This is a genomic window from Methanoregula sp., assembly GCF_028679125.1.
GTDB lineage: Archaea > Halobacteriota > Methanomicrobia > Methanomicrobiales > Methanospirillaceae > Methanoregula.
On the sequence record NZ_JAJRCG010000008.1, the window covers coordinates 112,332 to 132,230 of the forward strand.

The 19,899-nt window shown below is 53.9% G+C and carries 15 protein-coding genes; 12 read left to right on the top strand and 3 right to left on the bottom strand.

The genetic code is table 11. The features are described 5' to 3' along the window. Window positions 1-95: 95 nt before the first annotated feature. The 8 genes from LUQ43_RS07580 to LUQ43_RS07615 all read left to right on the top strand — a co-directional run bounded on the left by LUQ43_RS07580 (window position 96) and on the right by LUQ43_RS07615 (window position 10,395). The gene (locus LUQ43_RS07580; protein ID WP_299965844.1) at window positions 96-1,628 is read left to right on the top strand and encodes a glycosyltransferase family 39 protein; all 1,533 of its coding nucleotides are present in this window, start codon (window positions 96-98) and stop codon (window positions 1,626-1,628) included. 22 nt (window positions 1,629-1,650) lie between these two features. After that, window positions 1,651-2,766, top strand: coding sequence for a glycosyltransferase family 2 protein (locus LUQ43_RS07585; RefSeq protein WP_299965847.1), 1,116 nt, complete (start codon window positions 1,651-1,653; stop codon window positions 2,764-2,766). 98 nt (window positions 2,767-2,864) lie between these two features. Next, window positions 2,865-4,229: a hypothetical protein gene (locus LUQ43_RS07590; protein WP_299965850.1), complete on the top strand. Its 1,365-nt coding sequence runs from the start codon at window positions 2,865-2,867 to the stop codon at window positions 4,227-4,229. Between the two features lie 77 nt (window positions 4,230-4,306). After that, window positions 4,307-5,278 carry an EF-Tu/IF-2/RF-3 family GTPase gene (locus tag LUQ43_RS07595; RefSeq protein WP_299965853.1) on the top strand — a complete coding sequence of 324 codons (972 nt, stop codon included), beginning with the start codon at window positions 4,307-4,309 and terminating at the stop codon, window positions 5,276-5,278. A gap of 82 nt (window positions 5,279-5,360) precedes the next feature. Further along, window positions 5,361-5,930: a LemA family protein gene (locus LUQ43_RS07600; RefSeq protein ID WP_299965856.1), complete on the top strand. Its 570-nt coding sequence runs from the start codon at window positions 5,361-5,363 to the stop codon at window positions 5,928-5,930. Between the two features lie 7 nt (window positions 5,931-5,937). Beyond that, window positions 5,938-7,764 (top strand): DUF2207 domain-containing protein, encoded by a 1,827-nt coding sequence (locus LUQ43_RS07605; protein WP_299965859.1) that lies wholly within the window; start codon window positions 5,938-5,940, stop codon window positions 7,762-7,764. A gap of 116 nt (window positions 7,765-7,880) precedes the next feature. After that, window positions 7,881-8,504 carry a PPC domain-containing DNA-binding protein gene (locus tag LUQ43_RS07610; protein ID WP_299965862.1) on the top strand — a complete coding sequence of 208 codons (624 nt, stop codon included), beginning with the start codon at window positions 7,881-7,883 and terminating at the stop codon, window positions 8,502-8,504. Between the two features lie 49 nt (window positions 8,505-8,553). After that, on the top strand, window positions 8,554-10,395 hold the full coding sequence (locus LUQ43_RS07615; protein ID WP_299965865.1) for a YgiQ family radical SAM protein: 1,842 nt from the start codon (window positions 8,554-8,556) through the stop codon (window positions 10,393-10,395). A 14-nt stretch (window positions 10,396-10,409) separates the two neighbouring features. On the opposite strand, the gene LUQ43_RS07620 is transcribed toward LUQ43_RS07615, so the two are convergent. Further along, the gene (locus LUQ43_RS07620) at window positions 10,410-11,759 is read right to left on the bottom strand and encodes a mannose-1-phosphate guanylyltransferase/mannose-6-phosphate isomerase (RefSeq protein ID WP_299965868.1); all 1,350 of its coding nucleotides are present in this window, start codon (window positions 11,757-11,759) and stop codon (window positions 10,410-10,412) included. Window positions 11,760-11,891: 132 nt separating this feature from the next. Then, on the bottom strand, window positions 11,892-13,724 hold the full coding sequence (gene asnB / locus LUQ43_RS07625) for an asparagine synthase (glutamine-hydrolyzing) (RefSeq protein ID WP_299965871.1): 1,833 nt from the start codon (window positions 13,722-13,724) through the stop codon (window positions 11,892-11,894). 118 nt (window positions 13,725-13,842) lie between these two features. Between asnB and LUQ43_RS07630 the strand changes: the two genes are divergently transcribed. From LUQ43_RS07630 to LUQ43_RS07645, 4 genes are all read left to right on the top strand, one after another. After that, window positions 13,843-14,271: a GNAT family N-acetyltransferase gene (locus LUQ43_RS07630; protein WP_299965874.1), complete on the top strand. Its 429-nt coding sequence runs from the start codon at window positions 13,843-13,845 to the stop codon at window positions 14,269-14,271. A 166-nt stretch (window positions 14,272-14,437) separates the two neighbouring features. Then, on the top strand, window positions 14,438-15,490 hold the full coding sequence (locus tag LUQ43_RS07635; RefSeq protein ID WP_299965877.1) for a virulence RhuM family protein: 1,053 nt from the start codon (window positions 14,438-14,440) through the stop codon (window positions 15,488-15,490). A gap of 57 nt (window positions 15,491-15,547) precedes the next feature. Then, a complete protein-coding gene (locus LUQ43_RS07640; protein ID WP_299965880.1) occupies window positions 15,548-15,685 on the top strand; it encodes a hypothetical protein in 138 nt (45 codons plus the stop codon). Window positions 15,686-16,416: 731 nt separating this feature from the next. Then, window positions 16,417-16,776: a metal-dependent hydrolase gene (locus LUQ43_RS07645; RefSeq protein ID WP_299965883.1), complete on the top strand. Its 360-nt coding sequence runs from the start codon at window positions 16,417-16,419 to the stop codon at window positions 16,774-16,776. A gap of 35 nt (window positions 16,777-16,811) precedes the next feature. Here LUQ43_RS07645 and LUQ43_RS07650 read toward each other — a convergent pair whose 3' ends face one another. Further along, window positions 16,812-19,790 (bottom strand): N-6 DNA methylase, encoded by a 2,979-nt coding sequence (locus tag LUQ43_RS07650; RefSeq protein ID WP_299965886.1) that lies wholly within the window; start codon window positions 19,788-19,790, stop codon window positions 16,812-16,814. Window positions 19,791-19,899: the final 109 nt, after the last annotated feature.

Here is a 19,899-nt window from a genome sequence, read left to right on the forward strand (position 1 = left end):
GATACCTGCGACACGGGATTAAATCCTTAAAAATCCCCGGAAAACACAGTGCAACAAACTATATGGGAATATTTACGCAATAATACTGAGTTGTCATGGCGAAGAAACGTGAGGAGCGGGAAGACCGGAAGAAAAAGACCGGCAACAGTATCTGCGATCTGGATGACGGTTTTGTTGCGCCCGGATTTTCGTTTCGGAACCTTTCCTTTGCCTCCGTGAAAAATATCCTTATCCACAGCCGGTACGTCCAGATCCTCCTCTCCCTCACGATCATCGGCGCCATCCTCCGGTTTGTCAATCTCGGCTTCAACTCCCTCTGGTTGGATGAAGCCTCGACCTACCAGTTCGCCATCAAGTCGATTCCCGCGATCTGGCAGGCAACAACCGGCGGGGAGTTCAACCCCCCCCTCTTCTACTGGATCGAGCATTTCATGCTCATGTTCGGGAACAACGAGGTTGTTCTCAGGTTTGTGCCGGCGCTTGCAGGTATCCTGACCATCCCGCTCATCTATCTCATCGGAAAGGAGTTTGTTGACCGGAATGTCGGCATCATTGCGGCAGCGATATGCACCATCTCCCCGTTCCTGCTCTTCTACTCCCAGGAAGCCCGGGCCTACTCCCTGGGGCTCTTCTTCATTGCATTCGCCATGGTTTTCTTCCTCAAAGCCATGAAGACCAATGAGCTGTCATCCTGGCTGCTCTTCGGCGTTCTTTCTGCACTGGCCCTCTGGGCTCATTTCTATACCATTGTCGTGACGGGCTCCCTTCTCCTGTACGCTCTTATCGTTAAGATCCCCGACCTGAGGAAGGATATCCGGGAGATCAAATACCTCGTTGCAGCCGGGGTAGTCTTTGTCGTTGTCAGCCTGCCGCTGCTCTTTGTCGCACTTCAGCTCTTTACCAGCAGGACAACCGGGGGCCCCTCGTTTGGCCTGCAGGGTGCCGATGTGATCATAACAACCTTCCAGCAGCTCTCCGGTTTCTCTGCGATGGTGATGTTCCTCTTCCTGCTCCTCTTCGTGGTGGGTGTCATGCAGGCATTCCACCTTGACAGGAACAAAGGCATCTTCCTTGTGGCGCTCATGGTCCTGCCCTTTGCCATCAGCTGGTTTCTCTCGTACAAGATCCCGATGGTGCCCCGCTATCTTATCATCCTGGTCCCGGTGTATTTCATCGGGATTGCCCTTGCCTACAAACCCGTTTACGGGTTGATCAGCAACCGGGGTGTGGTGTATGGTTTCATCGCGTTACTGGTCCTGCTCAGTGTCACCACCCCGTTCTTCTCCAGTTATTACACATCCTATTCCAAGGAGGACTGGAGAGGATTTGCCGGGCAAGTCCGGCAGGCAGCCCAGCCCGGGGATGCCATAGTCTTTGTTCCCGGGTATATCAGCCAGCCGTTTGATTATTACTACTCCAATGCCACTGAGGAAACCTTCGAGTACGGTGCCTCAAGTGCGGAGCAGCTGGCTGCCGTTGCAGGCAGTAATGTCAATAATACGGTATTTTATGTCGTGACCGGGGACATCAGCTCTGCCGATCCCTCGGGAGACTCCATAGCCTGGCTGCAGGAACATGCGAAAGGTGCACAAGTGACCTCGGGCATCTATCTGTTCACGAATTCCTGAAGTATCATCCGTCTGACCCACCATGTACGACCTCACCGTCATCATCCCCACATTCAAGGAAGAGGCGAATATCAGGACCATCATCACGGAAGTAGACGCGGTCTTCCGGAAAAACGCCCTCAACGGCGAAATCCTGGTTGTTGATGATAACTCCCCTGACAATACGATTGCCATTGTCAATGAACTGAAGGGAACGAAAACCAACGTGAACCTGCTGGTCCGGACCTCCGATCACGGCCTCTCGCAGTCGGTTGCCGACGGGTTTCTCCATGCCTCATCGGAGATCTTTGTGGTGATCGATGCGGACATGTCCCATCCCCCGGCCCTTATCGCGAAGATGTATGATGAGATCCGGGCCGGCAACGATGTGGTGATCGGCAGCCGGTACATGGAAGGCGGGGGGATCAAAAAGTGGCCCCTGAAACGCCGGATCATCTCTCTTGGAGCAACGTTTCTGGGCCGGCTCCTCTTTCCGGAGATCACCGACCCGGTAAGTGGTTTTTTTGCAATCAGGAAGAACGTAGTTGCACAAGCCCAGCTCAAGCCCCGGGGCTACAAGATCCTTCTGGAAGTGCTGGGCAAAGGCGTCTGGGAGCATGACAAAGAGATCCCCTTTGAATTCAGCGACCGGGAGATCGGGACCAGCAAACTGAAGATCAAGACGATCATCGAATATGCCCAGCAGGTTGCTGATATCACCCTGTACTCCTTCGTACATCACCAGAGCGCTGCATGGCGGGAATGGAAGAAAGTGTTCAAGTTCGGCATTGTGGGGATTTCAGGGATCGTGATAAACCAGGGGGTTCTCGTTGCCCTCAAGGAATATGCCGGATTCTCAATTCCCGTTGCAAGCATATGTGCCATCCAGCTGGCCATCCTGAACAATTTTCTCTGGAATGATACCTGGACGTTCAAAAGCAAGGGGCAACCGCAGAGACTGTCCAGCCGGTGGCAGCGGCTCGTTGCGTTTGAAGCAGTCTCACTCGGAGGGGCGGTCATCAACTTTGCCATCCTGAACGCCTTTGTCATGTTCCTTGCCATGGATTATCAGATCGCAAATATTATCGGCATACTGTTGGGCTTCATCTGGAACTTTTTTGTGAACCGCCGGTTCACGTGGGTCACAAAACGGACCTGACCCTTTTTCATAATGGTTAAAAACTTCAGAAAAGAAATGCATGTCAGATAGCGCAGGCTGCGCAACAGCCCCGTTGATAAACAACAGGAAACTGTGTCATGGGAAAGCAAACTGGTGATAAGAAAGCGGCAGGTTCCGGGGTTTCCCGGATAAGAAAAGGAAAAGATAGCATCGAACCTTTCAGTTTTTGTGGCGTTACCCTCAAGACCGTTGATGCAGAGACGGTGAAGAATCACCTCCTCGCTCTGGTTGCACTCTCTGTGATCACGAAAATATGCGTTCTCTTTGCAACGATCTACATTTTTCACTCGTTTGTTGATACATTCGATCACCAGTACTATCTTGAAAGCATTATCAATCCGCTGAACGGGAAAATGCCGTATGTGGATTTTAGTTTTGATTATCCACCCCTGGCATATATCCCGATAATTCTTGCATTCATTCCTGCATGGCTATTCAATAGTGCCAGCGCGTTTATCTTCTCGTTCCAGGTCCTGATGATCCTCTGCGATGCAGCCATCGTTGGCTGTATCTACCTGATCGGGCTGAAGATCTACAATGAAAAGACCGCATTCATCGCAGGCACACTCTATGCAACGGCATTTGCCGGGGCCTATTTCGTGCTAACCAAGTTCGATGCGTTCCCGACATCGCTGCTGATGGTTGCCGTCCTCTTTACGGTGTATAAGATGCCGTTAAGGGGATATCTTGCTGCGACTACCGGTTTCCTGGCAAAGATCTATCCCCTTGTCGCCTTCCCCTTCCTTGTCCTGTACAACGCCAAGTCCACATCCCTGAAGCAGGAGATCCTCTCGGCCCTGAAGATTTTCGTTCCCGTTGCCCTGATCCTGGGCATTCCCGTTCTCCTGTTCGCACCGGGTATCATCAGTTCGTATATCGGCGGAAGCCTGGTTCGTACTGATGTCTATGTGAACACCGCCACCAACACGCTCTCTGCGTGTCTTAACGATATCCTGCACTTGGGGATCTCCTCTGCGATCGTGTCCACGCTGATGTATGTCCTCCTGGGACTGGTCATGATAACCCTGCTCGTATATGCGTGGGTTGACCAGAGACCCAGTGAGAAAACCTTGATAAAACTGCTGGCATTCTCCCTGTTCAGTATCGTCTTCTGCATGAAATATCACAGCCCGCAGTACATCCTCTGGTTCCTGCCATTCGTTGCCCTGCTGGTTGCCGACAGCCTTGCAGGTATTGCCTGTTTTTATATTACTCAGGTCCTTGCCTATGTTGAATTTCCCCTGCTCTTTGGCACCCTGTACGTCAATACCAGTTACACCGGTGCAGCCGGTTCCTCCGGCTGGTACCTTACCTGGCTCTTCTTTGCCGTGGAGAGCATCCTCTTCCTCGTGCTGATGTACCTGGCAGTAAAACCCTCCCGGGCCCACATTAATAAAATCCTGGATTTCTTCAGGAATCGTACAGAGAAGAGCGGCGCCTGAATCTCTCCGGCGCCCCTACAATCCCGGGAACATCTCCCTCTAAAACCCCAAATACCAATACCGCCCAACATCTAGTCATGTCCAATCTCACCGTCGCCATTCTCGCCCCCCCGGATTATGCCAAGGATCTGGGAAAGAAGGGGACGACGAGCGACATCACGTTCTACAATCTGAAGAAGGGCGAAGCAACGGTCACCTTCATCGAACCGACCCGGTACCCGGAGAAGCTCTCCTCGCTCTTCTACGCAGTCTCCATGGCGGACCACGTGATCCTCGTGGTTGACGAGATCAATGCCACGTTCGGCGAATGCGTGCTGATGCTCCAGTGCGCCGGCAAGGCCCACGGGTATCTCATCCTCAAGAACTACCTCTCCCCCGACCAGATAGCCCCGCTGATCAAGGGCACGGTCCTTGAGCACTACGAGGTTATCGAAGAGGACATGCTCGGCATCCGTGAGAAGATGCTCGGGATCGCGGTAAAACAGGCCGCACACCAGAAAGTCCACGAGGGTTCCGGAAAAGGGGTTGTCCCGGTGGACGCCCATTTCAATGTCAAGGGTGTCGGTGTTGTCGTCCTTGGCTCCGTTGCACAGGGAATCATCAAAAAACATGACACCCTCAAGCTCCTCCCGACAAACAAGTCCGCCCAGATCCGCTCCATCCAGAAACACGATGAGGATGCCGATACTGCGGTGAACGGTGACCGCGTAGGCCTTGCCCTGAAGAACATCGAGTCCGAAGACCTTGACCGCGGGTTTGTCCTGACCAATGATCCGGCTGTGCAGTATGGCACCACGGTTACCGGCAAGGCCCAGCTTGTGAAGTACTGGCCTGCCCCGCTCAAGGAGGGGATGGTCATCTATGCCGGCCACTGGATGCAGTTCCTCCCCACCCGGCTCGAGAAGGCCGTGGTCGAGGGAGACTGGCGGATGCCCACCCTGACCCTCACGATGGAGAAAGACCTGATCTATACCCCCGGTGCCCGGATTGTCCTCCACTATCTCGAAGGCGGCAAGCTCCGGGTTGTCGGGTCGATGATTATACAATAACCCTTTTTTGGAACCCGGCATGGTGCAGGCCGTCCAACCGATATCTTATCTTTTGGAACGATCATCAGTACTGCGATAACACATGCTGGAAGGTCTTATTGGATGGATTATCCTGGGCGTCGTTGTCCTTGTCATCATCGGGCTTGTGCTCTGGATTGTCAGTATCTATAACCGGTTCGTCAGCCTGAAGAATTCCTCTGAGGCAACGCTCGGCCAGATCCGGGTTGCCATGAAGAAACGGCTCGACATGATCGAGCAGCTCCTCGGTGCTGTCAAGAGCTATGCAAAGTTCGAGAAGGAGACGTTAGAGCGGGTCACGGCAATGCGGGCCAGCGTTGCCTCGGCAAGTCCCGGCGATCTGAACAAGGTCGAAGCCGAGTCCCGGTCAATCTTCGGCCGGCTGCTTGCGGTTGCCGAGAACTATCCCGACCTCAAGACCTCGACCACCGTCACGAGCCTCATGGACTCGGTCAAGGGTCTCGAAGACGAGATCGCACGCCAGCGCTATACCTTCAACAACATCTCGCAGGAGTTCAACACCATGGTGGACACCATCCCCTCGAACTTCATCGCGAAGATGATGCACCTCGTCAAGCTTGAGTACCTCCAGTTTGAGGAAGCGATCAAGACCCCGCCGAAGATCGAGTTCTGACCGGGTAATGCCTGTGGGTGAAACACAACAACTCGGATGGGTGGTGGGAGGGGGCCTTGCCCTCGGCGTCATCATCCTCATTCTCATCGCGGTATTAACGCCGCTCTTTGACGGGAACCTGACGGTCAGCTCCTACGATGCGGTGCTGTACGAGGACGGGACGCTCTCGGAGCAGTACGCGTACAATGTCGGGAGCAGCGGGGAGTACCGCATGCTCTACCGTATCTGGGAGGTCCCGCTCACTCTCAACGCCAGCACGGAACCCTATATCCGGATGGTGTCCATGAACCCCCCATCCGGCACGACGGGCTACATCAAGGACAGTACGGGAACGGTCTCTCTCTATGGCTCTTCTGCTGACAGGTCCTCTGCCAGCAGGATTGGCGACCTTGCCGAGTACAATGAGGTGGGAATCTACAATCCTTCGTATTACGATGCGGGGGATTACTCCACTCAGTACACGTATGTCCTCAATCCCCCCCTTGAATATGATGCTACAACCACTCACCTGAACCTGAAACTGGCAGGGACTTCGCACATCCCGTACCGGGACGTCAAGGTCACGATCCCGGCCAATGGCATCGATCAGGTGTATGTATACCCGCCCCTGATGCAGACCCAGAAGGAGGGCGACAGCTATGTCATCACCGGGAGCCTTGCCGCCGACGAGATCCTCGCAGTCGAGATGCTGGGAACCACGGAGGCCTTCAGCAGGTTCCCGGGATTCCGGAGCGAGTTGCAGAATGTGCGGGACAGTGCCGCGTCAGCTGCCTTCTGGTACAATGTCCCCTACTATGCCGCGTATCTCCTGAAGATTCTCGGGGCGGTTGCGGTCATCCTCACCCCCCTTCTTCTCATCGTGATCTACAGGAAGTACGGCAGGGAGAAGGAGTTTGTCGTGCCGGCCTACCTGAGCACGATCCCCTCGCCGAAGCTCAAACCCTGGCAGGTGAACCTTCTCTTCACGAACGATGCAACGGACTTTGATGAGGACGGGTATTATGCGACCCTCCTCGATCTCCACCGGAGAAAGAACATTGTCATCTCCGAGACAGCGGAAGGAAAAAATATCCAGATCCGCGTCCTGTCCACGGATGGCACCGATGCCTACGAGCAGCGGGTCATTGCCTTCCTGGGCGTGCTTGCCGAGAACGGGGTTGTGGATACAGGCCGCATCGAGGCGCTGACAAAGAAGGCAGAGACCCTGCACAGCGCCGAGGAGACTGCGATAAAGTACCAGAAGTCGCTCACCGATGTCACCAGCCGGGTGGATACCACCCTCTCGTCGCAGTACATTGTCGATGGCAGGAGCCACCTCATGGTCCTGTTCTTCCCGGCGATTGTCCTGATGGCGGTTACGCTCATCCTTCTCATCGTATCGCCCATGGAGTCGTATATCCTCTTCCCGGCTCTCCTGCTCTGGATCGTTGTCGTTGTCCAGGTTGCGATCGCCCTTGCGGCCCCGTCAACCCTCTTCGGGCACTGGAAGGACGATCATTACCGCGAGAAGCTCGAATGGGATGCGTTTTCCAACTTCCTCTCCAACATGGCGATGATCCAGAAGTATGCACCTGCGGATCTCCCGATGTGGGGCGAGTGGCTGGTCTATGGTACCGCACTCGGGGTCGGGGAGAAGGTCGAGGCCGCGATGAAATCCCTGAATATTAATATCCCGGAGACCGGTGTCCCGATGGGCATTGCGGGGATGAACTATGCCTTCATGCCGCTCATGGCCTTCTCGCCACCCAGCCAGCGCAGTTCCGGTGGGGGATTCGGTGGCGGCGGCTTTGGCGGAGGCGGGGGATTCGGTGGCGGCGGTGCCGGGGGACGATAAGGCCCCGGCTCTCTTTTCATACAGGAGAACGGCAAAACGCCGTATACCTCTTTTTTATTGCCATATAAGATATAAACCCGCACAAACCATATGAATAACAAAAGGGGAGCCTGAATATGCAGTATTCGGAGGGCCGGATCGGCAGGGTCTTTGTCGTGCGGATCGATACCGGGGAGGATCTGATCGCCACTCTCCAGCAGTTCGTCACTGACAAAGAGATCGTTGCCGGTTCCGTGGTCTTCCTCGGTGCCCTGCTGGATGGGAAGATGGCGACCGGGCCTGAAGAGCCGGTCTATCCCCCGGATCCGCACTTTGTCTATTTTGAAGGTGGATGGGAAGTTTTTGGTGTCGGTACCATCTCTCCCGGTGAGGCAGGTCCCCACATCCACTATCATGCCTCGGTTGGCCGGGCCGGTCATGCCCTGACCGGCTGCCTGCGGGATTCTGCGGTCACGTATCTCATTGTCGAGGCAGTCATCTACGAGATCACCGGTCTTTCGGTCCGGCGGGAGTTCGATGAGAAGACCCGGATTATCCTGCCTGTTTTCGGGAGCCGGGATACACCGGCAGAAGATGTCCCTGGGACCGTTGACAAAAAAGAGAGACCGGCAGTCCGTATCGACAAGAGACCCGAAAAGAATGAGCAGAAGAACGAACCGAAGAGCGAGCCAAAGAGCGAACTGCCGGGCGGTCTTGCCGACATCATCCGCGACCTGACCCGGCGGCCGCCACCATCGTAATGCCTGAAATACCCCGTTCCTCTGCCGGCAGCGACCCTGCCCCTGTTGTATGATCCCGCAGCCCCGGTTCCTTCCCGTGTCTCCTGAAGAGGGGAAGCGGCTTGGCATTGACCAGTTCGACATCATTCTCATCACCGGGGATGCCTATGTCGACCACCCGTCGTTCGGGACCGCGCTCATTGGCCGGGTCCTCTGGGACGCCGGTTTCTCGGTCGGTATCATCACCCAGCCGGACTGGAAATCCGCTATGGATTTTACCCGGCTCGGGGCTCCCCGGCTCTTCTTTGGCATCTCCTCGGGCAATGTCGATTCGATGGTGAATCACTTCACCCCGAACCTGAAGCGGCGGAGCAACGATGTCTATTCCTCCGGGGGCATCCCGAAGAGGCCGGACCGGGCCGTGATCGTGTATGCCAACAAGGTCCGGCAGCTCTTCCCCGGAACGCCCGTTATCCTCGGGGGCATCGAGGCGAGCCTCCGGCGGTTCGCCCACTATGATTACTGGCAGGATCGCGTGCGCCAGGGCATCCTTGCAGATGCCCCGGCCGATCTCCTGGCATTCGGGATGGCCGAATGGCAGATGGCGGAGACCGCCCGGCGGCTCAACGCGGGTGAACCGGTCTCTTCCCTGCGGGACATCCCCGGGACGGCATATACGATGGAGATCGGTGAATGGCGTTCCGCACGGCCGGAAGGGATTGTTGAAATCCCCAGCTTTACGGAAGTCTCTTCGGACAAAGCCGCGTATGCCCGGGCATTCGCCCTCCATTATCACGAGCAGGACCCGGTCCGCGGGAAGGTTGTTGCACAGCCGCACCCAAAAACCATTGTCCTTCAGAACCCTCCGGCCAGGCCGATCCCGACACCGGACCTCGACCATATCTACGAGCTGCCGTTCTCCCGCGAGGCCCATCCATCCTACCGGGAACCCGTCCCGGCCCTTGAACCGGTCCGGTTCTCGGTCACCAGCCACCGCGGCTGTTTTGGCGGCTGCTGGTTCTGCGCCCTCACCCACCACCAGGGCCGGATCATCCAGGCCCGGAGCACAGCGTCTCTTGTCCGGGAGGTGACGTGTCTCACGAAGATGTCGGGGTTCAGGGGCATCGTGCAGGATGTCGGAGGCCCGACCGCGAACATGTTCGGGCTGTATTGCGATCTCTGGGAGAAGCACGGGGCCTGCCGGGACAAGCAGTGCAGCCCTGCGTGCAGGACATTACACACAAGCCACCAGGCACAGTGCGAGCTCCTGACCTCCCTTCGGCAGATCCCCGGTGTCCGGAAGGTCTTCATCGGGTCCGGCATCCGCTATGATCTCGTGATGGCAGACCAGAGCGGGTACCTGGGCATGATCTGCGATCACCATGTCTCCGGCCACCTGAAAGTGGCCCCCGAGCACGTGGCAGAGAATGTGACTGCCATCATGCACAAGCCCCCGCAGGAAGTCTTCGACCGGTTCCGCGAAGCCTTCGCTGCCCTGCAGCAGAACAAACAAAAAAAACAGTATATCCTGCCCTATTTCATGTCCGGCCACCCGGGCTGCACGATCCGCGACATGGTCCTGCTCGCGGAATATATCCGGGACAACAACCTCTACACCGAACAGGTGCAGGACTTCACGCCAACGCCCATGAGCGTCTCGACCTGCATGTACTATACCGGCCTTGACCCGTTCACCCTCGAACCGGTGCACGTTGCAAAAGGGCGCGAGAAACTGGTCCAGCGTGCCCTCCTGCAGTACCGCGAACCGCGGAACCGCCCGCTCGTCATCGAAGGGCTGGAAGCAGCGGGCCGCCGGGATCTCATCGGAGGGCCACGGTCTCTTGTCGGGAGCGGGTCACCGGCTCCGCAGCGGAGTTTCCAGAAACACAAGGATCAAAAACGCGATCGGTGAAGGGTCAGGCCGGATCACTTCCGGCCGTACTCGTCATCGAACCGGACAATATCGTCCTCTTCGAGATAATCCCCGAGCTGCACCTCGATGACCTCCAGCGGGATCAGGCCGGGGTTCTTCAGCCTGTGCACGGTCCCGCTGTGGACATACGAGCTCTCGCCTTTCCGCAGGAGCCGCTTCTCGCCGTCCAGCTCGACCTCAGCCGTTCCCTGGACCACGACCCAGTGCTCGCTCCGGTGGTGGTGGAGCTGGAGGGAGAGCTTCTCGCCGGGCTTGACGGTTACCCGCTTGATCTTGTAGTTCGCCCCGTCCTCGAGGATCGTGTAGGAACCCCATGGCCGGTGGACCTGCCGGTGGAACTTGGTCACGGGATCATTTTCGGCATTGTACCGCGTGACGAGCGTCTTGACCTGCTCGGTCTGTTTGCTGTTGCAGACGAGCAGGGCATCGTTGGTATCCACGACAATGAGATCGCTGACACCGATAAGGCCGACATGTTTGCCCGGGGCGTGGACGTAATTGTTCTTCGCGGAGAGGTATTCTGCGCTCCCGACGTTCCCGTCCTTGTCGTGGGACTCCGTGTCGTAGAGCGCCTTGAAGGTGCCAAGGTCGCTCCATGCCGCATCCAGCGGGACGACTGCGACCTTCTTCGAGTGTTCCAGCAGGCCGTAATCAATGGATATTGATTCCAGATCCTGGTACGCCGGATCGCAGTCCCCCGCGAGGCTGGTAAAAAGGCCCGGCTGGTAGCGCTTGAGCTCGGCAAAGAAGCAGTCCGTGGAGAGGAGGAAGATCCCGCTGTTCCAGAGGTATCCCTTCTTGACATAAACCTGTGCGGTCTTCTCGTCAGGCTTCTCTTTGAATTCGTCAGCGACAGCGCCGATTGCCATCGTTTTGCCCGGCTTGATGTAACCGTATCCCGTGTGGGGGGAGGTGGGTTTTACCCCGAACGTGACAAGATATTTTTTTGCCGTGGGTTCCGCTGCCCGGATCTGGTTGAGGGCATCGTCGCCAAGGACGTGATCGCTCGGGAAGACCACGGCCGTTGCATGGCGGTCGCCGGCCCTGATGCGCTGCATCGCCCACCCGATCGCCGGCAGGGTATTCTTCCCTTCGGGTTCGATAAGAAGATGAGATGCATCAAGCGTGTACCCGAGTTCGTCGACCTGGTTTATGACCAGGTACTGGTGGATCTCGTTGGTGACAACATAGATTCCGTCCGGCCCGGAAAGGCTGACAGCCCGCTGGTACGTCTTCTGGAACAGGGACTGTCCGTTCATCTGGAGAAACTGTTTGGGATAATATTCCCGCGAGAGCGGCCAGAGCCGCGTCCCGACACCGCCTGCAAGGATGACAGATTTCATAGGATACCAGTATTCCGCCCGGGCCGTTGGGATGTACCGGGTTCTTCTTATAGATCTCTTGAGAGTGACCATTTATAAAATCCGATCCCGCTGTACTCCCGGATTGCCGGTCTTTGCCGTTCCGTGGACCGCTCACCCGGACACGGCAGCACTGCGCCGGTCAAAGAATTTCCGGAGCCACAGTTCCGTACAGATAATCCGCCAGATCTCCGGGGAGTACGCGGACTTCCCTTCGAGGAACTCCTGATAGTTCTGCGTCACCGCATCCGCGTCCCAGTACGGACGGGCGCGGAAGGCATCGGATGAGAGCAGTTCCAGCACGAACGGACGCAGGTTTTCCTGCATCCAGACCTCTTCGGGCGTGACGAACCCCATCTTGTCCATCCGGCACCGGATGGATTCCGCGACGATACCTTTTATGGCGTTGCGGAGAGCGATCTTGGTGACGCCGCCCCGGATTTTCTGGCTGAGCGGGAGGGATGCCACGTACTCCACGAACCGGTAATCGAGGAACGGGACCCGCGATTCTATGGAGAATGCCATGGAGTTCCGGTCCTCGTAATGGAGGAGCGAGGGCAGGTTGGTGGACGTGAGCTCGTTGTACAGTACGCGGTCTAGGCTCCCGTTATACCTGAGGATCTCATCAGCGGTACAGCGCAGGAGGCTCCTGCGTTTCTTCCGCTCCACCAGCTGCCGTGCTGCCGATCCGAAGAACCCGCCATGGCGCATGATGCTGCCGGCAATCTCGCGGAGGGCCGTCCCCCAGTGGAACGAGCGGAGGAGCGAGCCGATGTAACTCCCCTGGTACGCGAGGTACCCCCCAAGGAGTTCGTCTGCTCCCTGCCCGTCCAGCACGACCTTCACGTTCTCCTGTGCGAGCCGCATCACGCAGTACTGGGCATAGATCGAGAGCGAGCCGAACGGCTCGTCCTGCATGTACACCAGCCGGTCGATATCCTCCCAGAGCTGGTCCGGTGCCGGCACAACGTGGTGGGCGTCGACTCCGGTTGCGGCCACGATCTCATCGATATACCGGCTCTCGTCGTACCGCTTGTCGGCAAAGACCGCGGAGAAGGTCTTCTGTTTTGTCCCGACGCTTGCCGGGGCCTCGCTCCGGATGATGTCGTTGATGAGCACCGTGAGGGTTGAGGAGTCGATTCCCCCTGAGAGGCAGGTGCCGACCGCGACATCGCTCCGGAGGTGGATGCGGGTTGCATCGCGGAGGATTCCGAGGAGCCGGGACGCGGCATCATCATCGGGCATGGCGGAACAGATGTCCGGATTGACCTTCACGTCCCAGTACCGGAACGGCTTCTGCGGGCCGGCAGCCGTGACAACCATGGCATGGGCCGGCTCCAGCTGGAAGACCTGATCGAACATCGTGTGCCCCGAATGGTCGAGCACACCCCACGCGAGGAACGTGCCGAGGGTCCGGTCATCCGGTCGCTTCCCCGCATCCGGGTGGGCGAGCAGGGCCTTGATCTCGGAGGCAAAGAGGAACGATCCGCCGGCCAGCGTGTAATAGAACGGCTTGATGCCGAGCCGGTCCCGGGCGCAGAAGAGCTGCTGCTGCTTTGTGTCCCAGAGCGCAAAGGCCCACATGCCGTTGAAGCGGGCGAGGCAGTCTGTTCCCCACTCCTCGTACGCGTGCAGGATCACCTCGGTATCGGAATGCGAATGGAAGCGGTGGCCTTTCTGGATCAGCTCATCGCGGAGCTCGATGTAGTTGTAGATCTCGCCATTGAAGAGCAGCCAGAGCGTCTCGTCCTCATTCGTCATCGGCTGGAGCCCTTCATCGCTCAGGTCGATGATGGCGAGGCGGCGGTGCACGAGCCCCGTGCAGCCGCAGATCCGGGTCCCCTCGCCGTCAGGCCCCCGGTGGGCGAGCCGCTCCGACATTGCGGCAAGGAGCGCTGTGTCCGGCGCCCGTCCGTCAAGGCAGTACTGGCCTGCGATCCCGCACATTATGGTAAAGGTGGGTACCGGTGGGTTATAAGCATGTGAGGGGGGCGTGTCAGATCCCGCACGCTGAAATAGTACGGTATCCAAGGACTGTCCATCATGATAATCAGAGGGTGTTTTTATGACCGTTGAAGTCCGCGAGCTGAAACCCGGGGAATTTTCCCTTGCCGAGAAACTCTGGGAAGAGTACCGCGACCAGAAGGCGGACACGGCGACCGAGCGGATATTCGGTGTCTTTGAGGACGGCCACCTTGCCGCAACCGCCCGGCATACCGTCCACCCGGATGGGGTGGAGATGGACTGCGTCTTTGCGTCAGAGAGCTATCGCGGGAAGGGGTACGCGAGAAAAGCGGTGGAGGCACTCCTTGCGGCCTGCGATTCGGAACAGATCTTTATTCACTCAACGCTGGTTTTAATCCCGTTTTACAAGACGTTCGGGTTCGTCCCGATCCCCGAGGATAAGCTCCCGCGGACGATCCGGGAACGGTTCCTCTTCTGCTTTGGGGAGATGGTGGGGTGTAATGTGTGTCCGATGGTGAGACTTTTTTAAAGATCTCGAAAATGTGCTGCAAAAATGAGAAACACCCCGATTTTAGATCAATTTGTTGACGCCAACCAAACGATCCCACCGTTATTTTCACTCCACGGTAACACACTATAAAAGGCCAAACGCCCGGTTATCACTAAGTAAGCAATGGTGCGATGTTGGTGATTGATTGAGCAATAACCCGGTTCCGGAACCAGTAACCCGTTCTCAGATCCTTTTTTACCAGTCCGAAGACGGGACAAGCCGCATTGAGGTGCGGCTCGAAGAAGGAACCGTGTGGCTCTCCCAAGCACTCATCGCAGACCTCTACCAGATAACCAAACAGAATGTCAGCCTCCATATCAGGAATATTCTTGCTGAAGGAGAACACTCGCTGACTGCAACTGTCAAGGAATACTTGACAGTTCAAACAGAAGGGACCCGAACCGTTCAGCGTTCCATCGAATATTACAACCTCGACATGATCCTCGCCATCGGCTACCGTGTCCGTTCCCACCGGGGCACGCAGTTCCGCAGGTGGGCTACTGAGCGACTGAGCGAGTACCTCATCAAAGGATTTGTACTCGATGATGAGCGGCTCCGGGAAGGAAAGAGCATCGGTGCCGACTATTTCGATGAACTGCTCGAACGCATCCGGGATATCCGGGCATCCGAGAAGCGGTTCTACCAGAAGATCAAGGATATCTACACGCTTGCAATCGATTACGATCCGCACGCAGAGACAACGCTCGATTTTTTCAGGATCGTGCAGAACAAGCTGCATTGGGCAATCACCGGTCACACTGCTGCGGAGATCATTGCAGAACGGGCCGATGCATCCCGGCCGAATATGGGACTCACTGCCTGGAAAGGTGCAAGAGTGAGAAAGGGGGATGTCACGGTTGCGAAAAATTACCTTGACGAGACGGAGATCTCGCAACTCAATCGCATCATCACTATGTATCTCGATTATGCAGAGATGCAGGCAGAACGAAAACAACCCGTCTACATGATCGAATGGAAAGAGAAACTGGATAATTTCCTCAAATTCAATGAGCGGGAAATTCTTGAAGATGCCGGGAAGGTGTCCATGGAAGTTGCGCAGCATCTCGCATTAGAGGAATATGAAAAATTTTCCCAGCGAAGGATTACAGAAGATACTGTTGTTTCAGATAGGGAATTCGAGAACATTTCGAAAAAGATTGAACATAAGACACGCGGTGCGGAAAAAACCCGCGATTGATCGGATATTTTCATCATTGACACCAGCAAATGGTCATCCGTCATTCGCTCCACGCTTGTGCTGATCCCCTTTTACAAAAGCCTGGGATTTGTCCCGATCCCGGAGGAGAAACTCCCGCGGACGATCCGGGAGCGGTTCCTGTTCTGTTTTGGCGAGATGGCGGGCTGTAATGTGTGCCCGATGGTGAGGGTGTAAACAACCGGGGGCATCGGGGGGGTCGACCGCTGACCCCCCCACCATTTTTCCGGAAATAATTTTTGACCCCCCCACCCACCATGGGGGGAGGTCTCCGGCCGACCCCTCCCCCCCTTTGGCCGGAATCGACCCCCCTCCCATCAGAATTGAGTAGGCCGGAAACCGGCTGCTCCGGTGGTGGAGGGTTCCGGGGGCCTGGTAAAAAGTGCGTGCAATGTTGCGTACATCCCATTTTTAAGGTGGGGGGTTACCGGTCGACCCCCCCCGTTTTTCTGTAAATTTTGTCTGACCCCCCTGGCATGGGGGAGGGGGGGTTGGTGGGAGACCCCCATGCCGGATTTTCAATGGATTTGATTCGCTATGGAGAATATTGCATGAACGAGCATTCAGAACCGGTAGAGAAGTGCGTTAGAAAATTTATATGTATCATTTGGCGATTTTATCATATCACAATGCCACGTGCAACAAGAGATCCGTTCGGGCCCCCCGGCTGATTGCACACTGCATTGTGACTGTTTAACGTGGTCCCGGGGGAGGAGTTCGTCGCTCCCCCGCTCGCCCCTTTTTTCCGGGAGGAGACCGGATTGTGCTGCTGGATCAATCCGGGAAAGCGTGGGCTGTGCCGTATGAGTGATTTTTGATAGGATCCCTGTGAAGTACAACCCCAGATCAACACTTTCACAGCACAAGCCCTGTTGCTTATCATGCCGAGATCATAATAAAAATCTGAAATGAGATCCTCCGAGCATATCGGCATTGGAATTATCGCCTTCCTTGGATATGCCTATGTCATTGGAGGCATTGTCAGCACGATAAACGATCCTTGGATCTGGGGCGGGCTTGCAGTGGTAATAGGATCGATTATTCCAGACTGGATTGAACCCGCTACAAATTTTCAGCACCGCGGCCTGTTCCACAGTATCGGGTCATTGAAGGCAGTGGGTCTGCTGTTCGGTTCAACAGCGCTGATAGCGTTGATCATTGCGTTCTTCTCAACGTTCTCAGCGTTTTACATAATCTCCTGTTTCTTCCTCGGGTATTTCTTCCACTTGCTGGCCGATTCGATAACGCCGATGGGACTGCCACGATAAATGAAAACTGAGTGAAAAAAGTTTATGATTTTGAATTACTTACCTTCTACAATCCCGATCTCCTCATCCGTCAACTCATACAGCTCGTACACCAGTATATCGATCGCCGCATCCGTTGCCTCAATCTGCCGCTGGAGCAGCGTTTTCTCTTGATCGAGTTTGGCGTCCTGGTGTTTCTTATTTAAGTCGAGCATGGTTGTGACGAGCGAGACCATGCGGTCGTGCCGGGTTTTGTCGGCAGAGTCGGAGAAGTTAATGGTGCGGATAGGGATTCTTCCAAAATATTGAAACATTAATTGGAATCCCCCTTGGATTTGAGTACAATAGTGTGATGTTAAAAACCAACCCATTTTTGAATTCAATAATCCGAGAAGATAGAGATCATTTCTTGGGATTATCCAAACAGCATTATTTGCGTAAATATTTCCAGTTAGGTCTAATGTGAATGCGGGCTTTACTTGAAAAACAAGATACAGTATTTTTGGTTTTTCGAACTCTTGGTAATAATCTACACGATCTTGTATCTCATACCATTGATATGATCCCGGTTTACGCCCATTCCACTCTTCGCCAGCCCATTCTTTCGGTTTTGGCATTAATTCATTCTTAAATTGTTTGAGATAATTGTGAATTGCTGGATATTGTTTTATGTCAATTCCATGACGTGTAAAAAGTAAATATTTTCCTCGATTGTCTGGAAGTGAATATCTTTTGATATCTTTACCAATAACAAATGGTTTGATAATTTCAGAACTTTTTGGGTCCTCTTTAATAAGATTCGCCCGCGTTATTTCATCAATTACAAATGCCTTATTCAATCCAGTTTTAATGCCGTAATGAACCTCGTTTCCCAAATAATCACTTAAAACGGTTCCAAAAGTAGTTACTCGTTTTAACAGTTTTTCAACTGCTTCATTTCCCAAAGACCAACCCTCGCTTGTAAGTGAATCTTGTTTTATTGTATGATAGTTTGTAACGACATACTCATCTAAATTCGAAAAGTTGAGACTCTTTACGGGAACAACATAAAATTCTCTTTTTGGTGAGTCATTTAAAACTCGAATAATTAATGGATATGTTGTTGCTGTTTCGAAAACAGGCAAATCACCAAAGTCAATGATTTCCTCGATTTGTTTCGTAAGTAAAAATTTTCTGAGTGGCTTTCCATAATTTGCCCGCGTCCATTTATTCGCAACAATAATTGAAAAGAATCCTTTCGGCCGTAGTAATGCAATTCCCCTTTCAAAGAAATATGTATAGAGATCTGCAGTTCCTTGATAAACCTTGTAATGAGTCTCGAAATATTTCTTCGACTCTTTCAGCCCTTCCTGTCTCACATATGGCGGGTTCCCGATTACCGCATCGAACCCGCCCGCCAGCATGATATCAGGGAACTCCCTATCCCAGTCAAACGGATTAATTCTCCTGACATCTTCCTGAGATAATTCAGGTGTCAAAATATCCGTCCCGATTAATGAATTCCCGCATTTGATATTTTTATCGAGACTTGGGAGGGCTCGCTCATCACTTATTTTGAGTTGCTTGTCTAGGTTTTCTTCCTTCTCTCCTTCAAGAACCTTGAGAAGAAGCGAAAGTTTTGTGACCTCAACAGCCTGCCGGTCGATATCAACACCGAAAATATTTTTGATTAAAATCCGTTTCTTTTCTGATGTTGAAAGAGCCCAGTCACTCTTGGTTCTGTCCAATTTGTTTATTCCCTCATTATACCCTGTTCGGTATATCGGAAGTTCGACAGAATTTAAGTCTTTTTTCTTTCTCGGCAAAGGTTCCGGCAATAATTCTTGGATCCTTGAGTCTGTTATCGGTACTTTCGTGTTCAATAGCGGCGCAAGATTCTGGATATACCATTCCAGGTGCCAGTCAAGGAGACTCTGGTATGCGCCTAAAAGGAATGAGCCAGATCCACAAGCCGGATCCAATATTCGGATTTTAGCTACCTCTCGGGGAGTTTTCCCTTCAACAAGTTCTCTGACAGTGTGTTTAACAATATATTCAACGATATATTGTGGCGTATAGAAAACCCCGCCGGCTTTCTTTACTTCCGGTTTATCGTCCACTTTTGCATTCAGACCATCAGTGATCCGAATCACTTTACCAAGGAACTGCTCGTATACTTGTCCAAGAATTGCCGGAGGAATGACTGAAAATTCATAGGGCCCCTCACTTAGTTCATGGATTATCACTTTCAGAATCTTATCATCAATTTTCAGCTTTGGTGTAATGACATCCGGTTCCTCACGATCAGATTCTTTGTTAAAATGAAAAATTCCTGAATTATACTTGCTGTCTGCCGTCCTGAACAGCTCACAAAGCCGGGTATATACATTATCGGAATCAAGAATTGCCTTCAGTGTCCCATAGGGTTCAAGTCCGCGATCTTCACAGTTCTGGAGGAAAATTATCCTGTCAATAATAACCTGAACCGCAAAGTTGAGTTCATCGACATTTGGCGGGGGGTCGCGGTTCCTGAGCATGATATTCTGCGCAAGTGATTTCCTCCACTCTTCAATCTCATTCAGGAATGCTTCATCGACACTGGCGGTTCCTTTCTTCCCTTTAGTTGTTTTTGCAAATTCATCGAATGAACCATTGAAGACAGCATCTTTTGAAAATCTTCTAACGATATCTTCCCATTTGGCTGGGAGCTCCCTGTATGTAAAATATTCAATTCGTGCATATCCAGCGGGATCTGACGGGCTCGGCTTTTTGGTACAATCATAGATTGCAAACTCATCAAAATTGGTAAGGATGCAGAGTGGAAGTTTTGCATTCCATGCATAGCTGCGAACCTGAAGGGCAGCTTTCAGATTATCCTTAATCCTTACTTTCGGAGCTTTAGCCTCTGCAATAAAAACAAGATCTCTTCCAATCTTGAAACTGTAATCAATGAAATCCGTTGTTCCAGAAATTTTAATGGGTTGCTCTACGCTGACTTCTCTAGCTTTTTCAGACCATCCCTGTTTATTATAAACATCCCATCCAAGAGTTTTCATGAACCTCTGATTCACAGGGACCCATGGATAAGGCGGATGCTTCAGCACTTCGACTTTTTAGATCCGAAAAATCAAGTAAGAATGGCGGAGGGAGAAGACCGTTTAACGC